The 21,395-nt window shown below is 75.0% G+C and carries 22 protein-coding genes and 1 tRNA gene; 15 read left to right on the top strand and 8 right to left on the bottom strand.

Going from position 1 to position 21,395, the window contains the following annotated elements:
• The first annotated feature begins 50 nt into the window (after positions 1 to 50).
• Positions 51 to 878: a chitosanase gene (locus AB0D45_RS20825; RefSeq protein ID WP_362461105.1), complete on the top strand. Its 828-nt coding sequence runs from the start codon at positions 51 to 53 to the stop codon at positions 876 to 878.
• Here the strand turns inward: AB0D45_RS20825 and AB0D45_RS20820 are convergent.
• Positions 863 to 2,227: a glycosyltransferase family 87 protein gene (locus tag AB0D45_RS20820; RefSeq protein WP_362461102.1), complete on the bottom strand. Its 1,365-nt coding sequence runs from the start codon at positions 2,225 to 2,227 to the stop codon at positions 863 to 865. The two genes, AB0D45_RS20825 and AB0D45_RS20820, sit on opposite strands and share 16 nt — an antisense overlap.
• A gap of 113 nt (positions 2,228 to 2,340) precedes the next feature.
• Here AB0D45_RS20820 and AB0D45_RS20815 point away from each other — a divergent pair, with 113 nt between their 5' ends.
• From AB0D45_RS20815 to AB0D45_RS20805, 3 genes are all read left to right on the top strand, one after another.
• Entirely contained in the window at positions 2,341 to 3,579 is a 1,239-nt protein-coding gene (locus AB0D45_RS20815; protein ID WP_362461099.1) for a molybdopterin-dependent oxidoreductase, read from the top strand.
• Entirely contained in the window at positions 3,576 to 3,995 is a 420-nt protein-coding gene (locus tag AB0D45_RS20810) for a hypothetical protein (protein ID WP_362461096.1), read from the top strand. Before AB0D45_RS20815 ends, AB0D45_RS20810 begins: the two co-directional genes overlap by 4 nt.
• A 94-nt stretch (positions 3,996 to 4,089) precedes the next feature.
• Positions 4,090 to 4,599, top strand: a complete 510-nt coding sequence (locus AB0D45_RS20805; protein WP_361610076.1) for a RidA family protein — start codon at positions 4,090 to 4,092, stop codon at positions 4,597 to 4,599.
• A 98-nt stretch (positions 4,600 to 4,697) separates the two neighbouring features.
• On the opposite strand, the gene AB0D45_RS20800 is transcribed toward AB0D45_RS20805, so the two are convergent.
• The 3 genes from AB0D45_RS20800 to AB0D45_RS20790 are packed head-to-tail and all read right to left on the bottom strand — an operon-like array spanning position 4,698 to position 6,660.
• Complete coding sequence (locus AB0D45_RS20800) at positions 4,698 to 5,348, bottom strand: methyltransferase domain-containing protein (protein WP_362461093.1); 651 nt, start codon at positions 5,346 to 5,348, stop codon at positions 4,698 to 4,700.
• A complete protein-coding gene (locus tag AB0D45_RS20795; RefSeq protein WP_362461090.1) occupies positions 5,345 to 5,962 on the bottom strand; it encodes a DUF2064 domain-containing protein in 618 nt (205 codons plus the stop codon). Before AB0D45_RS20795 ends, AB0D45_RS20800 begins: the two co-directional genes overlap by 4 nt.
• Positions 5,959 to 6,660 (bottom strand): glycosyltransferase family 2 protein, encoded by a 702-nt coding sequence (locus AB0D45_RS20790; RefSeq protein WP_362461088.1) that lies wholly within the window; start codon positions 6,658 to 6,660, stop codon positions 5,959 to 5,961. The genes AB0D45_RS20795 and AB0D45_RS20790 overlap by 4 nt, the downstream gene beginning before the upstream one ends.
• 124 nt (positions 6,661 to 6,784) lie before the next feature.
• On the opposite strand from AB0D45_RS20790, the gene AB0D45_RS20785 reads away from it, so the two are divergent.
• Positions 6,785 to 7,507 (top strand): response regulator transcription factor, encoded by a 723-nt coding sequence (locus AB0D45_RS20785; RefSeq protein ID WP_362461085.1) that lies wholly within the window; start codon positions 6,785 to 6,787, stop codon positions 7,505 to 7,507.
• Positions 7,504 to 8,619, top strand: coding sequence for a HAMP domain-containing sensor histidine kinase (locus tag AB0D45_RS20780; protein ID WP_362461082.1), 1,116 nt, complete (start codon positions 7,504 to 7,506; stop codon positions 8,617 to 8,619). Before AB0D45_RS20785 ends, AB0D45_RS20780 begins: the two co-directional genes overlap by 4 nt.
• Positions 8,620 to 8,649: 30 nt before the next feature.
• Here AB0D45_RS20780 and AB0D45_RS20775 read toward each other — a convergent pair whose 3' ends face one another.
• Positions 8,650 to 9,702 (bottom strand): NAD-dependent epimerase/dehydratase family protein, encoded by a 1,053-nt coding sequence (locus AB0D45_RS20775; RefSeq protein ID WP_362461079.1) that lies wholly within the window; start codon positions 9,700 to 9,702, stop codon positions 8,650 to 8,652.
• Between the two features lie 259 nt (positions 9,703 to 9,961).
• On the opposite strand from AB0D45_RS20775, the gene AB0D45_RS20770 reads away from it, so the two are divergent.
• Together AB0D45_RS20770 and AB0D45_RS20765 are read left to right on the top strand one after the other, a co-directional pair.
• A complete protein-coding gene (locus AB0D45_RS20770; protein ID WP_361610528.1) occupies positions 9,962 to 10,315 on the top strand; it encodes a DUF805 domain-containing protein in 354 nt (117 codons plus the stop codon).
• 184 nt (positions 10,316 to 10,499) lie between these two features.
• Positions 10,500 to 12,719 carry an NADP-dependent isocitrate dehydrogenase gene (locus tag AB0D45_RS20765; protein ID WP_362461076.1) on the top strand — a complete coding sequence of 740 codons (2,220 nt, stop codon included), beginning with the start codon at positions 10,500 to 10,502 and terminating at the stop codon, positions 12,717 to 12,719.
• Positions 12,720 to 12,819: 100 nt separating this feature from the next.
• Here AB0D45_RS20765 and AB0D45_RS20760 read toward each other — a convergent pair whose 3' ends face one another.
• Positions 12,820 to 13,179: a hypothetical protein gene (locus AB0D45_RS20760; RefSeq protein ID WP_362461073.1), complete on the bottom strand. Its 360-nt coding sequence runs from the start codon at positions 13,177 to 13,179 to the stop codon at positions 12,820 to 12,822.
• A 150-nt stretch (positions 13,180 to 13,329) separates the two neighbouring features.
• Between AB0D45_RS20760 and AB0D45_RS20755 the strand changes: the two genes are divergently transcribed.
• Together AB0D45_RS20755 and AB0D45_RS20750 are read left to right on the top strand one after the other, a co-directional pair.
• On the top strand, positions 13,330 to 15,015 hold the full coding sequence (locus AB0D45_RS20755) for an endo-1,3-alpha-glucanase family glycosylhydrolase (RefSeq protein ID WP_362461070.1): 1,686 nt from the start codon (positions 13,330 to 13,332) through the stop codon (positions 15,013 to 15,015).
• A 256-nt stretch (positions 15,016 to 15,271) separates the two neighbouring features.
• Positions 15,272 to 16,429, top strand: coding sequence for an aminotransferase class V-fold PLP-dependent enzyme (locus AB0D45_RS20750; protein WP_362461067.1), 1,158 nt, complete (start codon positions 15,272 to 15,274; stop codon positions 16,427 to 16,429).
• Here AB0D45_RS20750 and cobF read toward each other — a convergent pair.
• On the bottom strand, positions 16,416 to 17,168 hold the full coding sequence (gene cobF, locus AB0D45_RS20745; protein WP_361606366.1) for a precorrin-6A synthase (deacetylating): 753 nt from the start codon (positions 17,166 to 17,168) through the stop codon (positions 16,416 to 16,418). The two genes, AB0D45_RS20750 and cobF, sit on opposite strands and share 14 nt — an antisense overlap.
• Before the next feature lie 18 nt (positions 17,169 to 17,186).
• Here cobF and AB0D45_RS20740 point away from each other — a divergent pair, with 18 nt between their 5' ends.
• The 4 genes from AB0D45_RS20740 to AB0D45_RS20725 are packed head-to-tail and all read left to right on the top strand — an operon-like array spanning position 17,187 to position 20,434.
• On the top strand, positions 17,187 to 17,942 hold the full coding sequence (locus AB0D45_RS20740; RefSeq protein WP_362461064.1) for a (Fe-S)-binding protein: 756 nt from the start codon (positions 17,187 to 17,189) through the stop codon (positions 17,940 to 17,942).
• On the top strand, positions 17,939 to 19,417 hold the full coding sequence (locus AB0D45_RS20735; RefSeq protein WP_362461061.1) for a lactate utilization protein B: 1,479 nt from the start codon (positions 17,939 to 17,941) through the stop codon (positions 19,415 to 19,417). Before AB0D45_RS20740 ends, AB0D45_RS20735 begins: the two co-directional genes overlap by 4 nt.
• The gene (locus AB0D45_RS20730; RefSeq protein ID WP_362461058.1) at positions 19,414 to 20,040 is read left to right on the top strand and encodes an LUD domain-containing protein; all 627 of its coding nucleotides are present in this window, start codon (positions 19,414 to 19,416) and stop codon (positions 20,038 to 20,040) included. The genes AB0D45_RS20735 and AB0D45_RS20730 overlap by 4 nt, the downstream gene beginning before the upstream one ends.
• A gap of 4 nt (positions 20,041 to 20,044) precedes the next feature.
• Positions 20,045 to 20,434 carry a VOC family protein gene (locus tag AB0D45_RS20725; RefSeq protein WP_361606354.1) on the top strand — a complete coding sequence of 130 codons (390 nt, stop codon included), beginning with the start codon at positions 20,045 to 20,047 and terminating at the stop codon, positions 20,432 to 20,434.
• On the opposite strand, the gene AB0D45_RS20720 is transcribed toward AB0D45_RS20725, so the two are convergent.
• Positions 20,431 to 20,919 (bottom strand): DUF309 domain-containing protein, encoded by a 489-nt coding sequence (locus tag AB0D45_RS20720; RefSeq protein ID WP_362461055.1) that lies wholly within the window; start codon positions 20,917 to 20,919, stop codon positions 20,431 to 20,433. The genes AB0D45_RS20725 and AB0D45_RS20720 overlap by 4 nt on opposite strands.
• A gap of 120 nt (positions 20,920 to 21,039) precedes the next feature.
• Between AB0D45_RS20720 and AB0D45_RS20715 the strand changes: the two genes are divergently transcribed.
• Positions 21,040 to 21,116, top strand: a tRNA-Pro gene (locus AB0D45_RS20715).
• The last annotated feature ends 279 nt before the right edge of the window (positions 21,117 to 21,395 follow it).

Below are 21,395 nucleotides of genomic sequence, written 5' to 3'. Positions count from 1 at the left end.
AAACTCAACCACCGTTCGGAGGCACTGTGTTCACCCCCCACCGAAAGACGATGACGGCCGCAGCCCTGCTCGGCGCCGCCCTCCTCGCCGTCCCGGTCGCGGCGCACGCCACCGCCGCGCCGGCGGCCGCCCCAGCCGCTCCCGCGCCGGCGGCCGCCGCGGCCGCCGCCACCGGACTCGACGACCCGGCGAAGAAGGACATCGCCATGCGGATCGTCTCCAGCGCCGAGAACTCCTCCCTCGACTGGAAGGCGCAGTACAAGTACATCGAGGACATAGGCGACGGCCGCGGCTACACCGCCGGCATCATCGGCTTCTGCTCCGGCACCGGCGACATGCTCGACCTCGTCGAGCATTACACCCGGACCGCCCCCGGCAACGTGCTCGCCCCGTACCTCCCCGCCCTGCGCAAGGTCAACGGCACCGACTCGCACGCCGGACTCGACCCGGACTTCACCCGGGACTGGGCGAAGGCGGCGCAGGACTCCGCGTTCAAGAAGGCCCAGGACCACGAGCGCGACCGCGTCTACTTCGATCCCGCCGTCCGGCAGGGCAAGGCCGACGGGACCGGCACCCTCGGCCAGTTCATTTACTACGACGCCATCGTCATGCACGGCGACGGCGGCGATCCCACCAGCTTCCGCAACATCCGCAAGCGGGCCCTGGCCAAGGCCAAGCCCCCGGCCCAGGGCGGCAACGAGACCGCCTGGCTGAACGCCTTCCTCGACGCCCGGGTCTGGGCCATGAAGCAGGAAGAGGCGCACAGCGACACGTCACGCGTCGACACCGCCCAACGGGTCTTCCTGAAGAAGGGCAACCTGAACCTGGACACCCCGCTCGACTGGAAGGTCTACGGCGACCCCTACCGCATCGGCTGAGGAACCCCCCGGGCGCGGCGGCGCACCGCCCACCCGGCGAGCACCGCCGCGCCCGCCAGCCCGTACGCGAGCTCCCCCACCGCCCCGCCCGCGAGCCCCCCGCCGACGTACACCGCGGCCCCCGCCGGCGCCACCCCCAGCCACTCGCCGCGCCCGTCCAGCGCGACCAGCGCCACCAGCAGCAGCGCGTACCAGGAATACCCCGGCGTCATCAGCAGGAAGGCCGCGCCCGTCACCAGCAGGGCGCCGCTCCACGGCCGTTCGGGATCGCCGCGCCGCCACACGTACGCCACCACCGCGAGCATCCCGAGCACCACCGCCGGCACCGCCCAGGAATCCGGCAGCACCAGCCGCAGCAGCGCGTAGCGGCCGCCCGCGCCCGGATCCCCGTACCCCTCCTCCTCGGCGTAACCCCCCAGATAGCCGAAGACCGAGGACCGCGACGCCAGTACGTACGGCAGGTACACCAGCCCCACCACCGCCGCCACCGGCACCAGCAGCGCCGCCGCGTCCCGCCCGCGCCGTACGCCGGCCAGCGCGCCCGGCAGCAGGACCGCGGGCAGCAGCTTCGCCGCGACGGCCAGCCCGAACAGCGCCCCGCCCAGCGCCCGCCGGCGCACCACCACCCCCAGCGCCGCCACCGACAGCAGCACGGCGAGCACGTCCGCGTGCGCGTTGTTCACCGCCTCCACCGCCACCGCCGGGCACCACGCCCAGTACGCCGCCGTACGCGGCAGCGCGCGCCGGCGGCGCAGCACCACCAGCAGCGCCGCGGTGACCCCGAGCGACAGCAGGGCCCCGCCGGCCTGCAGGGCCTTGTGGCGCACCCCCGCCGGCGAGAGGGCGTGCACGAGGGCGAAGTACCCCTCGGCGACGGGCGGGTAGAGGGTGTGCACGGCCGGCCGGTTGATCCGGGTGCACACCCCTGGCTCCACCGCGACACGGTCCGGGCCGGCGCAGGCCGCCGCGCCGCGCGGGAACAGCCAGTCGTCGCGCAGGTCCCGCAGCGCGGGATCCGCGGGGGCGTGGTCGTACGGCGAGACCCCGGCGGCCTGCACCCGGCCGTCCCAGGCGTAGCGGAAGGAGTCCGTACTGGTCAGCGGCGGCCCCGTCAGGCCGGCCGCGGCCACCAGCAGCGCCCCCGCCGCCACCAGCGGGACCACGTACCGGCCGGGCACCCGGCGCAGCGACCAGGCGGCCGCACCGAACAGCGCCCAGGCGGCGGCGTACCGCAGGAGCAGCCCGCCGGGGTCGGCGGCGTAGCCGTCGTAGCGGACGGCGGTGACGAGCACGGCGGCCAGGGCGGCGAGCAGCAGCAGGGTCACGGTGACCGGGATCCGGGCGTTCATGCGGGCAGCCTGGCAGCGCGGGGTGCCGCCGGGGGCGTGACCCGGCCCGGCGTCCGCGTTCCGTAAGGTGTCGGACGGCCCGCGCGACGCGGTACGGCGGTGTGATGGGGGACATGACTTCCGACCCGCCGCCGGACCCCGGGCCCCCGGCCTCCCCCCGTCCCGTGCCCCCCGCCCCGCCGCGCTCCCTGCGCTCCCGGCTCCGCGTGCCGGTCCCGGTGCTCGCGGCCGTCCGGCCGCCCGTGTTCGCCGGGCGGCTGCACGACGCCCGCACCGCCACCGCCGTCGGGCGCTGGCTGGGTGCGGCGGTCGCCGTCTGCTTCCTCACCGGGCTGATCAGCCACTACCTCCAGCACCCGCCCCCCTGGGCCGCCGACGCGCTGCCCAGCCGGCCCGTATGGGGCTACCGCCTCACCCAGGGCCTGCACGTCGCGACCGGGCTCGCCGCGATCGTGCTGCTCCTGGTCAAGCTGTGGGCGGTGTACCCCAGGCTCTTCCTGTGGCCGCCGCTGCGCGGCGTACGGCACGCGCTGGAGCGGCTGTCGGTGGCCGTGCTGGTGGCCGCCGCCGTCATGGAGGTCTTCACCGGCCTCCTGAACATCGTCCAGTGGTACCCGTGGCCGTTCGGCTTCATCCAGACCCACTTCGCCCTCGCCTGGGTCGTGGCCGGCTCGCTCCTGCTGCACGTCGCCGTCAAGGCCCCCGAGATCAGGGCGCACTGGAGCCGCAGCTCGCCCGGCACTCGGCAACTCGCCCCCGAGGACGGCCCGGACCGCCGTTCGCTGCTCCTCGGAGCCGGCGCGGCCGTCGGGGCCGTCACCGCGACCACCGTCGGACAGGCCTTCACCCCGCTGGCCGCGCTGGACCTGCTCGGGCCGCGCCACCCCGGGCACGGGCCGCAGGGCCTGCCGGTGAACCGCACGGCCGCGGCCGCGGGAGTCGGCCCCGAACGGCTGCGGGACTGGCGGCTGGAGGTCCGCGGCCCGCTCCCGTACAGCCTCACCCTCCCGCAGCTGCGCGCCCTGCCGCGGGCCGGGGCGCGGCTGCCGATCGCCTGCGTGGAGGGGTGGAGCAAGGAGGCCCGCTGGAGCGGGGTGCGCGTCCGCGACCTGCTCGCGCGGGCCGGGGCCCCGCCGGGCGCCGGCCTGCGCGTCACCTCGCTGGAGACCGGCGGCGCGTACCGGGTGACGGAGATGGGCCGCGACTACGCCGAGGACCCCCTCACCCTGCTCGCGCTGGAACTCGGCGGGCAGGAGCTGTCCCTGGACCACGGCTATCCGGCGCGGATCATCGCACCGAACCGGCCCGGGGTGCTCCAGACCAAGTGGGTCACGCTGCTGGAGGTGCTGTGACGGTCTACCGGTACGCGCTGGGGGCGCTCGGCCTGCTGCTGATCGGGATCGGCGGGCGGTTGGTGGCGGGCCTGCCCGACCCCCTCGGCGTGCTCGTCTGGCTCGGCGGCGCGCTCGTCCTGCACGACGGGGTCATCGCGCCGCTCGTGCTGGGGGCCGGGCTGCTCGTCGCGGCGGGCCCCGGCCGGGGCGTCGTACGCGGGGCACTGGTCACCGGGGGCGCGCTGGTGCTGGTCACCCTGCCGGCGCTGCTGCGTCCGGGCACGCCGGTGAACCCTTCGGCGCTGCCGCTGCCGTACGGGCGCAACCTGCTGCTGGTCCTGGCGGGGGTGGGGCTCGCCGCAGGCGCGGCCCGGCTGCTGCGCCGCCGCCCGGCCCCTCCGCCGCGCGGCGCGGACGCCCCCGCCGCCCGGTGATTCCACGGCCGCTCGATGCCCGTTCGAGGAGTCCTCGCTCGTGGAGTGACAGCGTCGGGGCTGCAGGCTCCACTGGGACGAAAGGACAAAGGGAATGACCAAGTCAGGGCGCAGGTTCGGTACCGCCGGTGTGGTGGCCGCGGTCGTGGCCGCGATGATCGCCGTCGTGGGACCGCAGGGAGCCAGCGCGCAGGAGCAGGCGCGCCGCGGCTGGGACCACTTCGGGTTCGGCGTGTCCTGGGAGGAGTCCTACGGGTACTCCCAGGCCATCAGAGCCGGAGACACGGTCTACATCTCGGGGCAGCTGTCGCACGACGCGGCCGGGAACCTGGTGGGCGTCGGCGACTTCGAGAAGCAGGTGCGCACCTCGTTCGAGAACATGGACAAGGTGCTCGCGCACTACCGGATCCCGCGCAGCCAGATCGTCAGCATGAAGATCTACACCAAGGACCTGCGCAAGAACTTCGACACCGCCGCGAAGCTGCACAAGGAGTACGTCGGCAACCACCGCACGACCGACACCATCCTCGGCGTGACGGACCTGGCGTTCCCCGACCAGCTGGTGGAGATCGAGGCCGTGGCGCTGGTGAAGCCGCGCTCCTGACCGAGCGGGCCGCGCGGCACCGCCGCGCGGCCGCTCAGTGCGTCGCCCCGCGCCCGGCCCCCTCCGGGGCGCGGCCGCGGCGGGTGGTGGGACCGGTGTCACGTCCGGCGGAGTTCCGCGAAGACCCGGTCCGACGCCGACCAGCGGCCGCTCGCGGCCCAGCCGGAGGCGCCCGCGTGGGCGGCCAGCGCGGCAGCGCCCACGCGGGCCCAGGGGAACGGTGCCCCCAGCCCCGCCCCGCCGTCGGACACGCGGACCTCGCACCGCTCGTCCAGCTCCGCGTCCACGGCCGCGCACTCCACGATCAGCCTCCCGGCGGCCGCCACCACCCCCGACATCCGCGCGAGCAGGGCCGCCGGGTCGCCGCCGATGCCGATGTTCCCGTCGATCAGCAGCGCGGTGTCCCAACGCCCCTCACCCGGAAGGGGCTCGAAGACCGACCGCCGCAGCGCCGTGCCGCCCGCGCGGGCCGTACGGGCGACCGCCTCCGGGCTGACGTCGATGCCGAGCGCCCGGTGCCCCAGGGCCGCCAGCGCCGACACCAGCCGGCCGGGGCCGCAGCCGATGTCGAGGACCGCGCCCCGGCAGCGGCGCAGCACCGTGAGGTCGGCGCCGTCGGGCGCCTCGCACCAGCGCTCCACTTCCAGCGGCAGCAGCCAGCCGTCCCCGCGCCGCAGGAACAGCGGCCCCCGGCCGCTGCGCAGGGCCAGGGTGTACGGGTCGGCCGTCCAGGCCGCCGCGGCGCTCATCCGCGTACCGCCGGAGCCAGCTGCGCCAGCCGCGCCGCGAAGGCGCTCCCGGGGGCGCGGGACGCCACCAGGCGGGCGTCCTCGGCGGTGTCCACGTCCCGCAGCCGCGGCAGCCGCCCGATCCGCAGCCCGGCCGCGCGCAGCCGCTCGTACTGCACGGCCCCCGTCTCGGGCACCGACATCGGGACCCCGCGCAACAGGGCCGGGTCCGGCTCCGCGAGGCCCAGCGCCCAGAAGCCGCCGTCGACGGCGGGCCCGAACCAGGCGTCGTACGCCTCCCAGCCGACGGTCAGCAGCTCCGGCGTCAGCTGCGGGGTGTCCATGCCGATCAGCAGTGCCGGCCCGGTGCACGCCCCGAAGGCCGCCGCGAGCCGTTCGTCCAGGCTTCCGGCCGCCTGCGGGAGCACCTCGAAGCCCGGCGGCAGCCACGGCCCGGGCCGCCCCTCCAGGACGAGGACCCGCCGCGCGGCGGGGGCCGCGGCGACCGCGGCGAGCGTGTCGGCGAGGGCGGCCTCGGCGAGCGCGGCCGCCGCGGCGGGGGTGAACGGCGGGGTGAGGCGGGTCTTGACCCGGCCCGGCACCGGCTCCTTGGCGATCACGAGCAGGGTGGTCACCGGTCACCCCCGGCGGGGGTGCGGGGCGCGGCCGCCGGCTCCGCGAGGACCCGGCGCATGTCGCGCACGGCCTGCCACGTGCCCCGCCAGGTGCCGGTCACCTTCGACTTCCCGGCCCGGGGCAGGTACGGCACGTCGACCTCCCGGACCCGCCAGCCCGCGTCGGCGGCCCGCACCACCATCTCCAGCGGGTATCCGGAGCGGCGGTCGCTCAGGCCGAGGGCCAGCAGATCGGCGCGCCGGGCCGCCCGCAGCGGGCCCAGGTCGCGCAGCGGCAGTCCGGTGCGGCGGCGCAGCATTCGGGCCAGTGCCAGGTTCCCGGCCCGGGCGTGCGCGGGCCAGGCGCCCCGGCCGCGGGGCCGGCGCCGGCCCAGGACGAGGTCGGCCTCACCGGCGGCCACCGCGGCCGCGAAGCCGGTCAGCAGCCCCGGGTCGAGCGAGGCGTCACAGTCGCAGAAGCAGACGAGCTCCGCGTCGGAGGCGAGCAGCCCGGCGTGGCAGGCGGCGCCGAAGCCGCGCCGGGACTCCCGTACCACGGTGGCGCCCAGCCCGCGGGCGATCGCGGCGGACCCGTCGGTGGACCCGTTGTCCACGACCAGGGCCCGCCAGCCGCTCGGGATGCGGGCGAGCACCCAGGGCAGGGCCTCGGCCTCGTTCAGACAGGGCAGGACGACATCGACGCTCACGGTCACGGTCACGGGTTCACGGTAGGAACCGCGGGCCGGGAAAAGGGGCCGGTACTCCTTACGAAACGCGGACGTCGCCCCGGCCGGCCCCGGTGCGCGGTCCCGGCGGCCGCCCGCGGATGGGAGGCTGGGCGGCATGAGCAGCAGCAGGGAAGCAGCGCCCGCGCGGGTCCTCGTCGTCGACGACGACCCGACCGTCTCCGAGGTCGTCGCCGGCTACCTGCGGCGCGCCGGTTTCGCCGTGGAGGAGGCGGCCGACGGGCCCGCCGCCCTCGTTGCGGCCGGGCGGGTACGGCCGGACCTGGTCGTGCTCGACCTGATGCTGCCGGGGCTGGACGGGCTGGAGGTGTGCCGGCGGCTGCGCGCGGCCGGACCCGTACCGGTGATCATGCTGACGGCGCGGGGCGACGAGGACGACCGGATCACGGGCCTGGAGGTGGGGGCGGACGACTACGTCACCAAGCCGTTCAGTCCGCGCGAGCTGGTCCTGCGGGTCACGTCCGTGCTGCGGCGCAGCCGGGCCGCGGACCGGGCCCCCGTGCCCGGGCGGCTCACCGGTGCCGGGCTCTCGCTCGATCCCGCGACCCACCGCGCCACCCGAGACGGCCGCGAACTTGCCCTGACACTGCGGGAGTTCGACCTCCTCGCGCACTTCCTGCGGCATCCGGGACGCGCCCACGGGCGGGATGAGCTGATGCGGGAGGTGTGGGGCTGGGACTTCGGGGACCTGTCGACGGTGACGGTGCACGTACGCAGGCTGCGCGCCAAGGTCGAGGAGGACCCCGGCCGGCCGAGGCTGATCCAGACGGTGTGGGGCGTGGGCTACCGCTTCGACCCGGCGGGGGAGGGGGCGGCGTGAAGGACATCGCCCTGATCGCCCTCTTCGCGCTGGGCGGCGCCGCGTGCGCGGGGCTGCTCGGGGCCCTGGTGCTGCGGCTGGTCCGGCACCGGTCGGTGGCGGTCTCCCTCACGGTGATCGCCGCCGTCACCGTCACGGCCATGCTGGCCGGGACGCTCGCCGTCGCCCAGGCGATGTTCCTGTCCCCGCACGACCTCGGGGTGGTCACCCTGGTGGTGGCGATGGCGGCGGTGGTCGCCCTGGCCACCGCGCTGCTGCTGGGCCGGTGGGTGGTGGCGCGCAGCCGCGAACTCTCCCGCGCGGCGAGGGACTTCGGCGACGGCGGCAGCTTCGCGGCGCCGCCCGGGCAGACCACCGCCGAACTGGACGCGCTGTCCCGGGAACTGGCGGCGACCAGCGCCAGACTGGCCGCCTCCCGGGAGCGGGAGCGCGCCCTGGAATCCTCCCGGCGGGAGCTGGTCGCCTGGATCTCCCACGACCTGCGGACCCCGCTCGCCGGGCTGCGGGCGATGTCGGAGGCCCTGGAGGACGGGGTGGCGGCCGACCCGGCCCGCTACCACCGGCAGATCCGGACCGAGGTGGAACGGCTCGACGCGATGGTCGGCGACCTGTTCGAGCTGTCGCGCATCCACGCCGGGGCGCTGGCGCTCAGCCCGAGCCGGATGTCGCTGTACGACCTGGTCGGGGACGCCCTGTCCGGGGTCGACCCGCTCGCGCGGGAGCACGGCGTGCGGCTGGTGGGGGAGGGGGTGGAACGGGTCCCGGTGGAGGTCGACGGCAAGGAGATGACCCGGGTCCTGGCGAACCTGCTCGTCAACGCGATCCGGCACACCCCGGCCGACGGGACCGTCGCCGTCGCGGCCGCCGCCGAGCAGCGGGCCGGGGTGGTGGTGCTGTCGGTGACGGACGGCTGCGGGGGCATTCCGGCGGAGGACCTGCCGAGGGTGTTCGACACCGGGTGGCGGGGCGCGGCCGCGCGGACGCCGCCGGCAGGGGCGGGGCTGGGGCTGGCGATCGTGCGGGGGATCGTGGAGGCGCACGCGGGCCGCACCGCCGTGCGGAACGTGCCGGGCGGCTGCCGCTTCGAGCTCACCCTCCCCCTCCCGACCTGACCCGCCCCCCCCGGCACCCGGGCCGTGGTGTCAGGACGGGCGCAGGGGGGACGTGGCGAACTCCGTCATGCCCGCCGCGAAGTCCGTACGCGGCCGCCAGCCGAGTTCCTCCCGCAGCCGCCGCGAGTCCGCCGTGATGTGGCGGACGTCGCCCAGCCGGAACTCCCCCGTGACCACCGGTTCCGGGCCGCCGTGGGCCGCGGCGAGGGCCGCGGCCATCTCCCCGATCGTGTGGGGGTCGCCGCTGCCCGTGTTGTACGGCGTGAAGGCCCCGGCCGGGCGGGCGTCCAGCGCCTCCAGGGCCACCACGTTGGCCTCCGCCACGTCCCGCACGTGGACGAAGTCCCGCCGCTGGCCCCCGTCCTCGAAGACCCGCGGTGCCTCGCCCCGCGCCAGCGCCGAGCGGAAGAAGGAGGCCACCCCCGCGTACGGGGTGTCGCGCGGCATGCCCGGCCCGTACACGTTGTGGTAGCGCAGCGACACCGCCCGGCCCTCCACGGCGCGGGCCCAGGCGGCCGCCAGGTGCTCCTGGGCCAGCTTCGTCGCGGCGTACACGTTCCGGGGGTCGGCGGGTGCCTCCTCGCCGACCAGGCCCGGGGCGAGTTCCGCCCCGCAGGAGGGGCAGCGCGGTTCGAAGCGGCCCGCCGCGAGGTCGGCCGCCGGGCGGGGCCCGGGGCGGACCACGCCGTGGCGGGGGCACTCGTACCGGCCCTCCCCGTACACCACCATCGACCCGGCCATGACGAGCCCGCGCACCCCCGCCTCGGCCATCCCGGCGAGCAGCACCGCCGTCCCCAGGTCGTTCACGCCGACGTACTGCGGCGCGTCCGCGAAGTCCTTGCCGAGTCCCACCATCGCGGCCTGGTGGCAGACGGCGTCCACCCCGTGCAGGGCCGCCCGCACGGTGTCGGCGTCCCGTACGTCCCCGCGGACCGACCCTTCCCCGGCGAGCCGGGGCGGCGCGGCCGGGTGGGCGGCGGGGAGCAGGGCGTCGAGGACGACCGGGTCGTGGCCGTGCCGGCGCAGGGCGGTGACGATGTGGGAGCCGATGAACCCGGCCCCGCCGGTGACGAGTACGCGCATGCGCCGGACGCTACGCAGTCGCGCGCCGCAGCGGGGTCGGCCGCGCGCGCCCGTAAGGCTTCCGTCATTCCCGGCGGACTCCCGCCCTCTCCCGCCCCGGCCGGCGCACCCGCCCCAGGAATGCCCAAACGGCTCTGAAACCAAGGGAGTTGGCGACATCCGAGCACCCTCCAGTGGCTTGAACGCGATGGCCGGAGGGCATAACCGGTGCCCGGCCGCTTTCAGGCCGGGCCGTCGATGCCGTCCTTAGGGGGGACTCGTGCACTACTACGTCGACGTCATCAAGCGCTACGCGGACTTCTCCGGCCGCGCGCGCCGCCGGGAGTACTGGATGTTCGTCCTGTGCAGCATCCCGATCATGGTCGCGCTGATCGCGCTCGACTTCGCGCTCGGCAGCTACCCGGTCGTCTTCTACATCTACAACCTCGCCGTCTTCCTCCCCACCTTGGGCCTCACCGTCCGCCGCCTGCACGACACCGGCAGGTCCGGCTGGTGGTACCTGATCGGCCTCATCCCCTTCGTCGGCTGGATCGGGATCGTCGTCCTCATGGCCATCGAGGGCGACGCCGGACCGAACGAGTACGGCGCCAGCCCCAAGCAGCTCACCGCCTGAAAGGCGCGCACCGCGGCGCCGCCGCCGACCCCAGCGGTCGGCGGCGGCGCCTTTCGCGTCACCGCGTGACGTGCGTCTCCCCCCTCTTGCGGCAGGGGGCTGTCCAGACCGGCCGGATCACGAGATATCTTGATGTCGAGCAATGTTGCAGACGAGAGACGCAGACTGTGGAGCGGAGCATCCGGTGACTGACTCGACCATCATCTACACGCACACTGACGAGGCCCCGGCCCTCGCGACGTATTCCTTCCTGCCTGTGATCCAGGCCTACGCGTCGACGGCCGGTGTGAATGTCGAGACCCGTGACATCTCCCTGGCCGGTCGGATCATCGCCCTCTTCCCCGAGTACCTCGAGGAGAGCCAGCGGATCGCCGACGCCCTCGCCGAGCTCGGCGAGCTGGCGAAGACCCCCGAAGCCAACATCATCAAGCTGCCCAACATCTCGGCTTCGATCCCGCAGCTGAAGGCCGCGATCGCCGAGCTCCAGGGCCAGGGCTACGCCCTTCCGGACTACCCGGACGACCCGAAGTCGGACGAGGAGCGCGAGATCCGCGCCCGCTACGACAAGGTCAAGGGCAGCGCCGTCAACCCGGTCCTGCGCGAGGGCAACTCCGACCGCCGCGCCCCCGCCTCGGTGAAGAACTACGCCAAGGCCCACCCGCACCGCATGGGCGCCTGGACCCCCGAGTCGAAGACGAACGTCGCCACCATGGGCGAGAACGACTTCCGCTCCACCGAGAAGTCCACCGTGATCGCCGAGGACGGCACGCTGCGCATCGAGCACGTCGCCGCCGACGGCACCACCACCGTCCTGCGCGAGTCCGTACCGGTCCTGGCCGGTGAGGTCGTGGACGCGTCCGTCATGCACGTCGACGCCCTGCGCACCTTCCTGAACGCCCAGATCGAGCGTGCCAAGGCCGAGGGCGTGCTGTTCTCCGTGCACCTCAAGGCCACGATGATGAAGGTCTCCGACCCGATCGTCTTCGGCCACGTGGTCCGCGCCTTCTTCCCGAAGACCTTCGCCCGCTACGGCGAGACCCTGGCCGCCGCCGGCCTGTCCCCGAACGACGGCCTCGGCACCATCCTGAACGGCCTGGGCGCGCTCGCCGAGGGCGAGGCCATCAAGGCCTCCTTCGACGCCGAGCTCGCCGAGGGCCCCGCCCTCGCGATGGTCGACTCCGACAAGGGCATCACCAACCTGCACGTGCCGTCCGACGTCATCGTCGACGCCTCGATGCCGGCCATGATCCGCACCTCCGGCCACATGTGGGGTCCGGACGGCGCCGAGGCCGACACCCTCGCCGTCCTCCCGGACAGCAGCTACGCGGGCGTCTACCAGGCCGTCCTCGACGACTGCCGCGCCCACGGCGCCTTCGACCCGTCCACCATGGGCTCGGTGCCGAACGTCGGCCTGATGGCCCAGAAGGCCGAGGAATACGGCAGCCACGACAAGACCTTCGAGATCGCCGCCGCGGGCACCGTCCGCGTCGTCGACGCCGCGGGCAACACGGTCCTGGAGCAGGAGGTCGCCGCCGGCGACATCTTCCGCGCCTGCCAGACCAAGGACCTGCCGATCCAGGACTGGGTCAAGCTCGCCGTCACCCGCGCCCGCGCCACCGGCGCCCCGGCCGTCTTCTGGCTGGACGAGACCCGCGCCCACGACGCGCAGCTGATCGCCAAGGTCAAGACGTACCTCGCGGAGCACGACACCGAGGGCCTGACCATCGAGATCCTCTCCCCGGTCGAGGCGACGAAGTTCTCCCTGGAGCGCATCCGCCGCGGCGAGGACACCATCTCGGTGACCGGCAACGTGCTGCGCGACTACCTGACCGACCTCTTCCCGATCCTGGAGCTGGGCACCAGCGCCAAGATGCTGTCGGTCGTCCCGCTGATGGCGGGCGGCGGCCTCTTCGAGACGGGCGCCGGCGGCTCCGCCCCGAAGCACGTCCAGCAGCTGGTCAAGGAGAACTACCTGCGCTGGGACTCGCTGGGCGAGTTCTTCGCGCTGGCCGCCTCCTTCGAGCACCTGGCCACCACCACGGGCAACGCCCGCGCCCAGGTCCTCGCGGACACCCTGGACCGCGCCACCGGCACCTTCCTCAACGAGGACAAGTCGCCGACCCGTCGTCTCGGCGGCATCGACAACCGCGGCAGCCACTTCTACCTGGCCCTGTACTGGGCGCAGGAGCTGTCGCGTCAGATCGCCGACCCGAAGCTGGCCGCGGCCTTCGAGCCGCTCGCCAAGACGCTGGCCGAGCAGGAGCAGACCATCGTCGGCGAGCTCGTCGCCGTCCAGGGCTCCCCGGCCGAGATCGGCGGCTACTACCAGCCCGACCCGGCCAAGGCCGCCGCGGTCATGCGCCCCTCCGAGAGCCTGAACAAGGCGCTCGCGCTGCTGGGCTGACCCCCCCCGCTGCCGCAGTACAGGCAGTACGCGTTCCGCCCCGGCCGGCCCCGTGCCCGGCCGGGGCGGAGCCGTGTCCGCGCCGGGGCCGCGGCAGCCGTCAGAGCCGGTGCACGCGGCCCTGGCCCACGGCGAGCGGGTGCCGCCCGGCCGCCAGGACGCGCAGGCCGGGAGCCGCCGCGAGCAGCGTCCGAAGCCAGGCCAGCGCCTGCGGGCCGAGCCGGTCGCTGCCGTCCAGGACCAGGAGCATGTCCCGCTCCGCCGGCCAGGAGGCCGCGTCGGCCGCCCCGTACGGCAGGAAGCGCGCGCCCGGTACGCGGCCCAGCGCGGCCACGAGGCCGCGCACCCCGCCGTCCGGGCCGACGGTGACCACCACGGCCCCGTCGCAGAAGTGGGACGAGAGCCGCCGGGCGACCTCCCGCACCAGCAGGCTCCGTGGTGCGGGGAAGCGGCCCGTCACCGTCAGCACCCGGCCCCGCCGGACGGCGGTGAGCAGCCGGGTGTGCGCACACGTGCCCCCCGGCCGCCGCGAACGGTTGTCCGCGGGGCGCTCATCCGCTCTACTGCTGAACGACCCCGGTCGCGGGGCACGCTCCCGGGAGGGGTCGAGATGACAGTGGACCGGCCGCACAGGCCCCCGTCGCACCGGCGCCCCGCCCGGTTACGCGGCCGCCCGTTCGCCCTGCTGCTCAGCGCGTTCCTCCTCGCCGGCGCCTGCGCCGCCGCCGGCCTCGCCTGGCACCCCTTCACGGCCGCCGCCGGCCAGGACCGGGCCGCACCCGCCCGCGGCCTGCCCCCCTCCGCCGCAACGGGCACCCCGCCCGGCGCCCCCTCCGCCGCGGGCCCGGCCGGAGACGACGGCCGGAGCCAGGGCGGGGTCCCGCCCTCCGCGCGCCCCCCGGGCCAGGCCGGCCCCGAGGGGGCGCGCCCCACCGGCACCCTGCCCTTCGACCTTCCCCTGCCGGCCGCGCTGCGCTCCGGCGACGCCGGCCGCAAGCTGGTGTTCGCCCACTACTTCACCCCGTACCCGCTCTCCCTCGACAACGCCCCCGCCGACGCCGACTACTACACCCGCAACTACCTCGACCCCGGCGGCGAGAACGGCAAGCACCGGCGGTACGGAGGCCTGCTCCGCGACCGCCCGCTCCCCGTCCCGCCCCGGGACGGCGACTGGGAGTACGCCAACCTCCAGCAAGAGGTGCGCACCGCCCGCGCCGCGGGCCTCGACGGCTTCACCCTCGACCTGCTCTCCCTCACCGGGAAGAACCGGGAGCGCGCCGGCCTCCTGATGCGGGCGGCCCACGCCGTCGACCCCGGCTTCAAGATCATGCTGATGCCGGACATGACCTCCCTGGACACCGACGACCCGGCCGTGATGGCCGACGCCCTGGCCGCCCTCGGCAGCCATCCGGCCGCGCACCGGCTCGACGACGGCCGGCTCGTCGTCTCCCCGTTCAAGGCCGAGCAGAAGAGCGCCGACTGGTGGCGCCGGGTCCTGGACCTCCTGCGGTCCCGGCACGGCCTGGGCACCGCCTTCGTCCCCCTCTTCCTGGACTCCGACGCGCACAGCGAGGCCTTCGCACCCATCAGCCACGGGTTCTCCGAGTGGGGCAGCCGCAGCTACGCCGGCCAGGAGGGCGCCGCCGCCGACGTCCGGCGGGCGCACGCCCGGGGCAAGATCTGGATGCAGCCCGTGTCCGTCCAGGACGCCCGCCCCAACCAGGGCGTCTACGACGAGGCCGGCAACACCGCCACCCTGCGCGCCACCTGGACCCACGCCATCGAGGACGGCGCCGACTGGGTGCAGCTGACCACCTGGAACGACTACTCCGAGGGCAGCCAGTTCGCCCCGTCCCTGCACAACGGGTACGCGTACCTCGACCTCAGCTCGTACTACCTGACCCGCTTCAAGACCGGCGGCTGGCCGCGCATCGTCCGCGACACGCTGTACCTCACCTCCCGCACCCAGTTCGCGTACGCCGGCCCGACGGGCGACCAGTCGCTGGTGATGTCCCTGCGCGGGGGAAGCGCCGCCGCCCGGGACACCGTGGAGGTGCTCAGCTTCCTGACGGAGCCCGCCGGCGTCCGCACCCGGGTGGGCTCCGCCGCGCGGGAGTACGGGGCGCCCGCCGGAGTCCACGCAGAACTGCTGCCGCTGCGGCCCGGTACCAGCTCGGCGCAGGTGGTGCGCGACGGGAAGGCGTCGGCGCGGGTGGAGCTGCCGTACCCGGTGGCCCGCGGGGTGCCCGTGCAGGACCTCCAGTACTACGCGGCCACCAGCGGCCGCCCGGCCTGACGGCACGCGGGCCTGACGGCGCGCCCGACGGCAGCACGCCGCACCGGCACCGGGCGCGGCGCGGGGCACGAACCGACCCGGCGGGGGACCGACGGCGCCGAGCGCGGCGCGGGCCACGACCCGATCCGGCGGGGCCGGGCAGGCCAATCTGGTCCAGGCGGCCCTTTCCGTCCCGGGAACGAGACCGCATGCTCACGGCGCGGGCCCACACGGGGCCCGCGCCCGCCCGACCACCACCCCCCGTCCGGAGGTAACCGTGACCGCGCCGTCCGCCCCTTCCGCCCCGCCCGCCTTCCCCGGCGGCCCCGGCCTCTTCCGGCTCGACCCCGCCGTCGCCCACCTCAACCACGGCTCGTACGGGGCCGTCCCGCTACCGGTCCTGGAAGCGCAGGAGGCGCTGCGCGCGGAGGCACACGCCGACCCCGACGCCTTCTTCCACCAGGTCCCCGCACGCCTGGCCGGAGCCCGCGCCCGGATCGCGGCCCGGCTGGGCACCGACCCGGACGGCCTCGCGTTCATCTCCAACGCCACCGAGGGCGCCAACCTCGCCTTCGCGGCCATCCCCCTGGCCGAGGGCGACGAGGTGCTGGTCACCGACCACGGCTACGGCACCGTCACCGCGGCCGCCGCCCGCCGCGCCCGCGTGACCACCGTGGCCCTGGACCCGCACCTGCCCGACGAGGACGCCGTGCGTGAGACGGTGCTGGCGGCGCTCACGCCCCGCACCAAGGTGGCCCTGCTCGACCACGTCAGCTCGCCCACCGCCCGCCTCGTCGCCGGGCCCCGGCTGCTCGCCGAACTCTCCGCCCGCGGGGTCACCACCGTCGTCGACGGCGCCCACACCCCGGGCATGCTGGCCGAGCCGGTCGCCGCCGGCGCCGACTTCTGGTTCGGGAACCTCCACAAGTGGGGGTACGCGCCCTCCGGCACCGCCCTCCTCGCCGTGTCCCCCGCCCACCGGGCCGCGGTCCGCGCCCTCTCCCCGTCCTGGCAGGACCACCACGGCTTCCCGCGCTCCGTCGAGTTCCGCGCCACCGCCGACTACACCGGCTGGCTGGCCGCCCCCGGGGGCCTCGACCTCATCGAACGGCTCGGCGCCGACGCGGTCCGGTCCCACAACGAAGCCCTCGCCGCCTACGGGGCGGAGCTGCTCGCCGAGATCCCCGGCCTGACCCCGCTCCCGTACACCCCGGGCGTCGCCATGCGCTCCCTGCTGCTGCCGCCCGGCACCGCCGAGACCCAGGAAGCCGCCGCGGCCATGCGCGAGGAACTCGCGGCGAAGCTCCGCATCCGCGTGCTGATCTGGGCCCGGCAGGGCGGCGGCGGCATCCGGGTCTGCGGGCAGATCTACAACCGGGCCGAGGAGTACGAGCGCCTCGCCGCCGCCCTGCCGGCCTACCTCAGGGACGCCTGAGCAGGTAGGTGTCCATGATCCAGCCCTTGCGGGCCCGGGCCTCGGTCCGCAGCTCCTCGATGCGGCCCGCGACGTCCGCCAGCCTGCCCTGGACCAGGATCTCGTCGGGCGTGCCGACGTAGGCACCCCAGTAGATGTAGAGGTCCCGGTCGAGGTGGGCGGTGAAGGCGTGCCGCGCGTCCAGCATCACCACCACGTCGTCCACGTCCTGCGGCCAGCCCTCGGCGAGCCGCCGGCCGGTGGTGATCTGGACCGGCCGCCCGACCCGGTTCAGATTGGTCCGGTGCCTGGCCAGCAGCGCGGACACGCTGCTGATGCCGGGCACCACCTCGTGCTCGAAGGCCACCCGCCCGCGCTCCAGCACCTCTTCGAGGATCGCGAGCGTGGAGTCGTACAGGGAGGGGTCGCCCCACACCAGGAACGCCCCCGTCTCGCCCTCCGCGAGGTCCTCGGCGATGAACCGCTCGAAGATCCCGGCCCGCGCGCTGCGCCAGCCGTCCACGGTCGGGGTGTAGTCGGCCGGGGTGCGGTCCCGGTCCGGGTCGCGGCCCTCCACCAGCCGGTGGCCGGGACGGGCGTGCGCGTCGAGCATCGCCCGGCGCAGACCGGTCAGATCCGACTTCTCCTCCCCCTTCTCCAGGATGAGGAATGCGTCCGCCGCGCCGATCGCCCTGACCGCCTGGAGGGTCAGGTGGTCAGGGTCGCCCGCGCCTATGCCGATGACTGAGAACTTCTTCACCGGGCTATTGTGCCCACCATGCGCGCCGCCCTGTTCGTCACCTGCGTCAACGACGCGCTGTACCCCCGCACGGGTATCGCCGCCGTACGGCTCCTGGAGCGGCTCGGCGTCGAGGTGGAGTTCCCCGCCGCCCAGAGCTGCTGCGGCCAGCCGCAGTACAACACCGGCTACCGCCGCGAGGCCGAACCGCTGCTGCGCCGCACCGCCGAGGCCTTCGCCGGCTTCGACCACGTGGTCACCCCCTCCGGCTCCTGCGCCGCGATGATCCGCACGCACTACCCGCGCATCGGCCGCGAAGCCGCCCGGGAAGGACGGGGCAGCCGACTGGCGGACCTCGCGGCGGACCTCGTACCGCGGGTGTACGAGCTGACCGAGTTCCTCGTGGACGTCCTCGGCGTCACCGACGTCGGCGCGTACTTCCCCCACACCGTCACCTACCACCCCTCCTGCCACGGCCTGCGCTCCCTCGGCCTGGGCGAGCGCCCCCGGCGGCTGCTCGACGCCGTCCGGGGGCTGCGCCTGGTCGAGCTGCCGGGCGCCGAGGAATGCTGCGGCTTCGGCGGCACCTTCGCCGTCAAGAACCCGGACGTGTCCACCGCGATGGGCACCGACAAGACCGCCGCCGCCCGCGCCACCGGCGCCGACGTCCTGTGCGGAGCCGACAACTCCTGCCTGGCCCACCTCGGCGGCATCCTCCACCGGGCCGGAGCCCCGATGCGCACCCTGCACCTCGCCGAGATCCTGGCCGCCACGGAGGAGGACCCCCTGCCATGACCGGGACGCACCTGGGCATGCCCGCCTTCCCGCCCTTCCCCGACGCCGCCCGCGAAGCCGTGCGGGACGGCGTCCTGCGCGCCAACCTCCGGCACGCCACCCACACCATCCGCGACAAACGGGCCCGCGCGGTCGCCGAACTCGCCGACTGGGACCGGCTGCGCGCGGCGGGCAAGGCCGTCAAGGACCACACGCTCCGCCACCTCGACCGCTACCTGCTCCAGCTGGAGGCCGCGGTCACCGCGGCCGGCGGCACCGTGCACTGGGCGGCCGACGCCGACGAGGCCAACCGGATCGTCACGGACCTGGTCCGCGCCACCGGAGAGCGGGAGGTCGTCAAGGTCAAGTCCATGGCCACCCAGGAGACCGGCCTCAACGAGGCCCTGGAAGCCGCCGGGATCGCCGCCTACGAGACCGACCTGGCGGAACTCATCGTCCAGCTCGGCCACGACCGCCCCTCGCACATCCTCGTCCCCGCCATCCACCGCAACCGGGGCGAGATCCGCGACGTCTTCCGCTCGCAGATGGGCCGCTGGGGCAGGCCGGCCCCGGACGGCCTCGGCGACGACCCGCGCGAACTCGCCGAAGCCGCCCGCCTCCACCTGCGCGAGAAGTTCCTGCGTGCCCAAGTCGCGGTCTCCGGCGCCAACTTCATGGTCGCCGAGACCGGCACGATGGTCGTCCTGGAATCCGAGGGCAACGGGCGGATGTGCCTGACCCTGCCCGACACCCTCATCTCCGTCGTCGGCATCGAGAAGGTCGTCCCCACCTTCCGCGACCTGGAGATCTTCCTCCAGACCCTGCCGCGCTCCTCCACCGCCGAACGGATGAACCCGTACACCACCATGTGGACCGGCACCCATGAGGGAGACGGCCCCTCCGCCTTCCACCTGGTCCTCCTCGACAACGGCCGCACCGACACCCTCGCCGACGAGACCGGCCGCCAGGCCCTGCGCTGCATCCGCTGCTCCGCCTGCCTGAACGTCTGCCCCGTCTACGAACGCGCCGGAGGCCACGCCTACGGCTCCGTCTACCCGGGTCCCATCGGCGCCGTCCTCAGCCCCCAACTACGCGGCACCGCCAGCGCGATCGACGCCACCCTGCCCTACGCCTCCACCCTGTGCGGGGCCTGCTACGAGGTCTGCCCCGTCGCCATCGACATCCCCGAGGTCCTCGTCCACCTGCGCGAACGCGTGGTCCAGGGCGGCCCGGTGACCCGCGAGGGGGTACGCGTACGGATCCGTCCGGCCCGCGGACACACCGCCGAACGGGCCGCCATGCGCGCCGCCCGCCTCCTCCTCGACCACCCCGGCGCACTCCGCGCCGGGGAGCGCCTGCTGGCGCGCGCCCGCCGGCTGCGCCCGCGCCGGCTGCCGGGACCGGGCCGGGCCTGGACCGACAGCCGAGAACTGCCCGACATCCCGGCGGAATCCTTCCGCGACTGGTGGGCCCGTGAACGGGGGAGCCGACGGTGAGCAGCAAGGACCGCATCCTGGCCCGCATCCGCAGGGCCGCCTCCGGCCCGGACCCCGCAGTCCCCCGGGACTACCTCCGAGTCCACGCCACCCGCACCGCGGCGGAGTCGGCCGACCTCCTCGCCGCCCACCTCACGGAGTACCGGGCGAAGGTCCACCGCACGGACGAGGACGGCATCGCGCGGCTGCTGATGCGGCTGCTGGCCCAACACGGGTCCGAGACGGTGCTCGTACCGCCGGCCCTGCCCCCGCACTGGCTGTCCGCCGCCGACGCGACCCGCGTCCACGACCGCGCGGACTCCACCCCGTACGAGCTGGACCGCGTCGACAGCGTGGTCACCGGCTGCGCCCTGGCCGTCGCCGAGACCGGCACCCTCGTCCTCGACGGCGGCCCCGACCAGGGCCGGCGCCGCATCACCCTGATCCCGGACCACCACATCTGCGTGGTCCGCGTTCCCGGCCAGGTCGTGGACTCCGTCCCGCAGGCCCTCGAACGCCTCGACCCCACCCGCCCGCTGACCAGGATCTCCGGCCCCTCGGCCACCAGCGACATCGAACTGGACCGGGTGGAAGGCGTACACGGGCCCCGCACCCTGGAGGTCGTCCTCCTCGGCGCACAATAGCGGCATGCCATCCCACATCGCCCTCACCGCCCTCCTGGTCCGCGACTACGACGAGGCCATCGACTTCTACACCCGCGCGCTCGGCTTCGACCTGGCCGAGGACACCGCCCGCCCCGACGGCTCCCGCTGGGTCGTGGTCCGCCCGCCCGGCGCCAAGGAGTCCGCCCTGCTGCTGGCCCGAGCCAAGGACGAAGCCCAGCGCGCCCGCGTCGGCGACCAGACGGGCGGCCGGGTCGGCTTCTTCCTCTACACCGCCGACTTCGCGGCCGACCACGCCCGGATGACCGCCGAGGGCGTCCGCTTCCTGGAGGAGCCGCGCCACGAGCCGTACGGCTCGGTCGCCGTCTTCGAGGACCTCTACGGCAACCGCTGGGACCTCCTCCAGCCGGCCTAAACCGGCTCCGGCGGCCCCGACAGCCGCGGAGCCTCGGCCGCCGCGTCGACCGGCTCCCCGGCCTCCACCCGGCGGGCCAGCCCCCGGGCCCACCCCGTCAGCGCGGCCAGGTCCATCCCGTACGCGTCCGCGCGCCCGGCCAGGGCGTCGGCCCCGCGCCGCAGCAGCCGCGCCCCGCCCACCGCGTTGCCCCGGGCGGCGTGCGTGAGCCCCACCGCCAGCTGCGCCAGGCCGCGCCACAGGTCGGCGTCCTGCGCGGGCCCGGACTTCCACGCGTCCTCGAACACCTCGTGCGCGTGGAAGGGCATCCCGGCGTCCAGCAGCCCCTGTGCCTGCGCGACCGTCTCGGCCGGAGTGCGCACCACCCCCTCGGGCTGCCGGGGCACGCCCTCGGCCCCGTACGGCAGCGGCCGCCCCAGCCCGTCCCGCGGACGCCCGCTGCGCGCCCGCCCCTCACCGTCCCGGTCCCGGTCCTGTTCCCTCACCCGGACATCCTCTCTCGTACGCCTTTCGCCGGTGCACACACACCCCTCGGCGTGGGGTAATGTTCTGCATGTGCCCGCCACGAGGGGGAAACCCCAGGTGGGGGGCACGAAGCAGGAAAACGGGACGTGGCGCAGCTTGGTAGCGCACTTGACTGGGGGTCAAGGGGTCGCAGGTTCAAATCCTGTCGTCCCGACCATGCTTTTAGCAGGTCGGAGGCCGTTCTCTCATCCATGGGAGGGCGGCCTTTCGTGCGTCCGGAGCCATGGTGGTCGCCATGTGGTCGCACGTCCGGGCTGCGGCCGGGAGGCCGTGACGCTCAAGGCCGGTGAGGCGGGCGACTGGAGTCGGCGGACAGCCTCGCGGAGCTGTTGGATGTGGTCGCGGGGTGGTCGCAGCCACGGTGTACGGTCCGTTTCGTGGCCGGCCTGCTCGGCTCCGGTCAAGGTGCGGTCGATGGTGTCGACGCCGTCCCGGC

This window comes from Streptomyces sp. NPDC048352, assembly GCF_040651895.1.
GTDB lineage: Bacteria > Actinomycetota > Actinomycetes > Streptomycetales > Streptomycetaceae > Streptomyces.
This window is presented reverse-complemented; position numbering and strand designations above follow the sequence as displayed.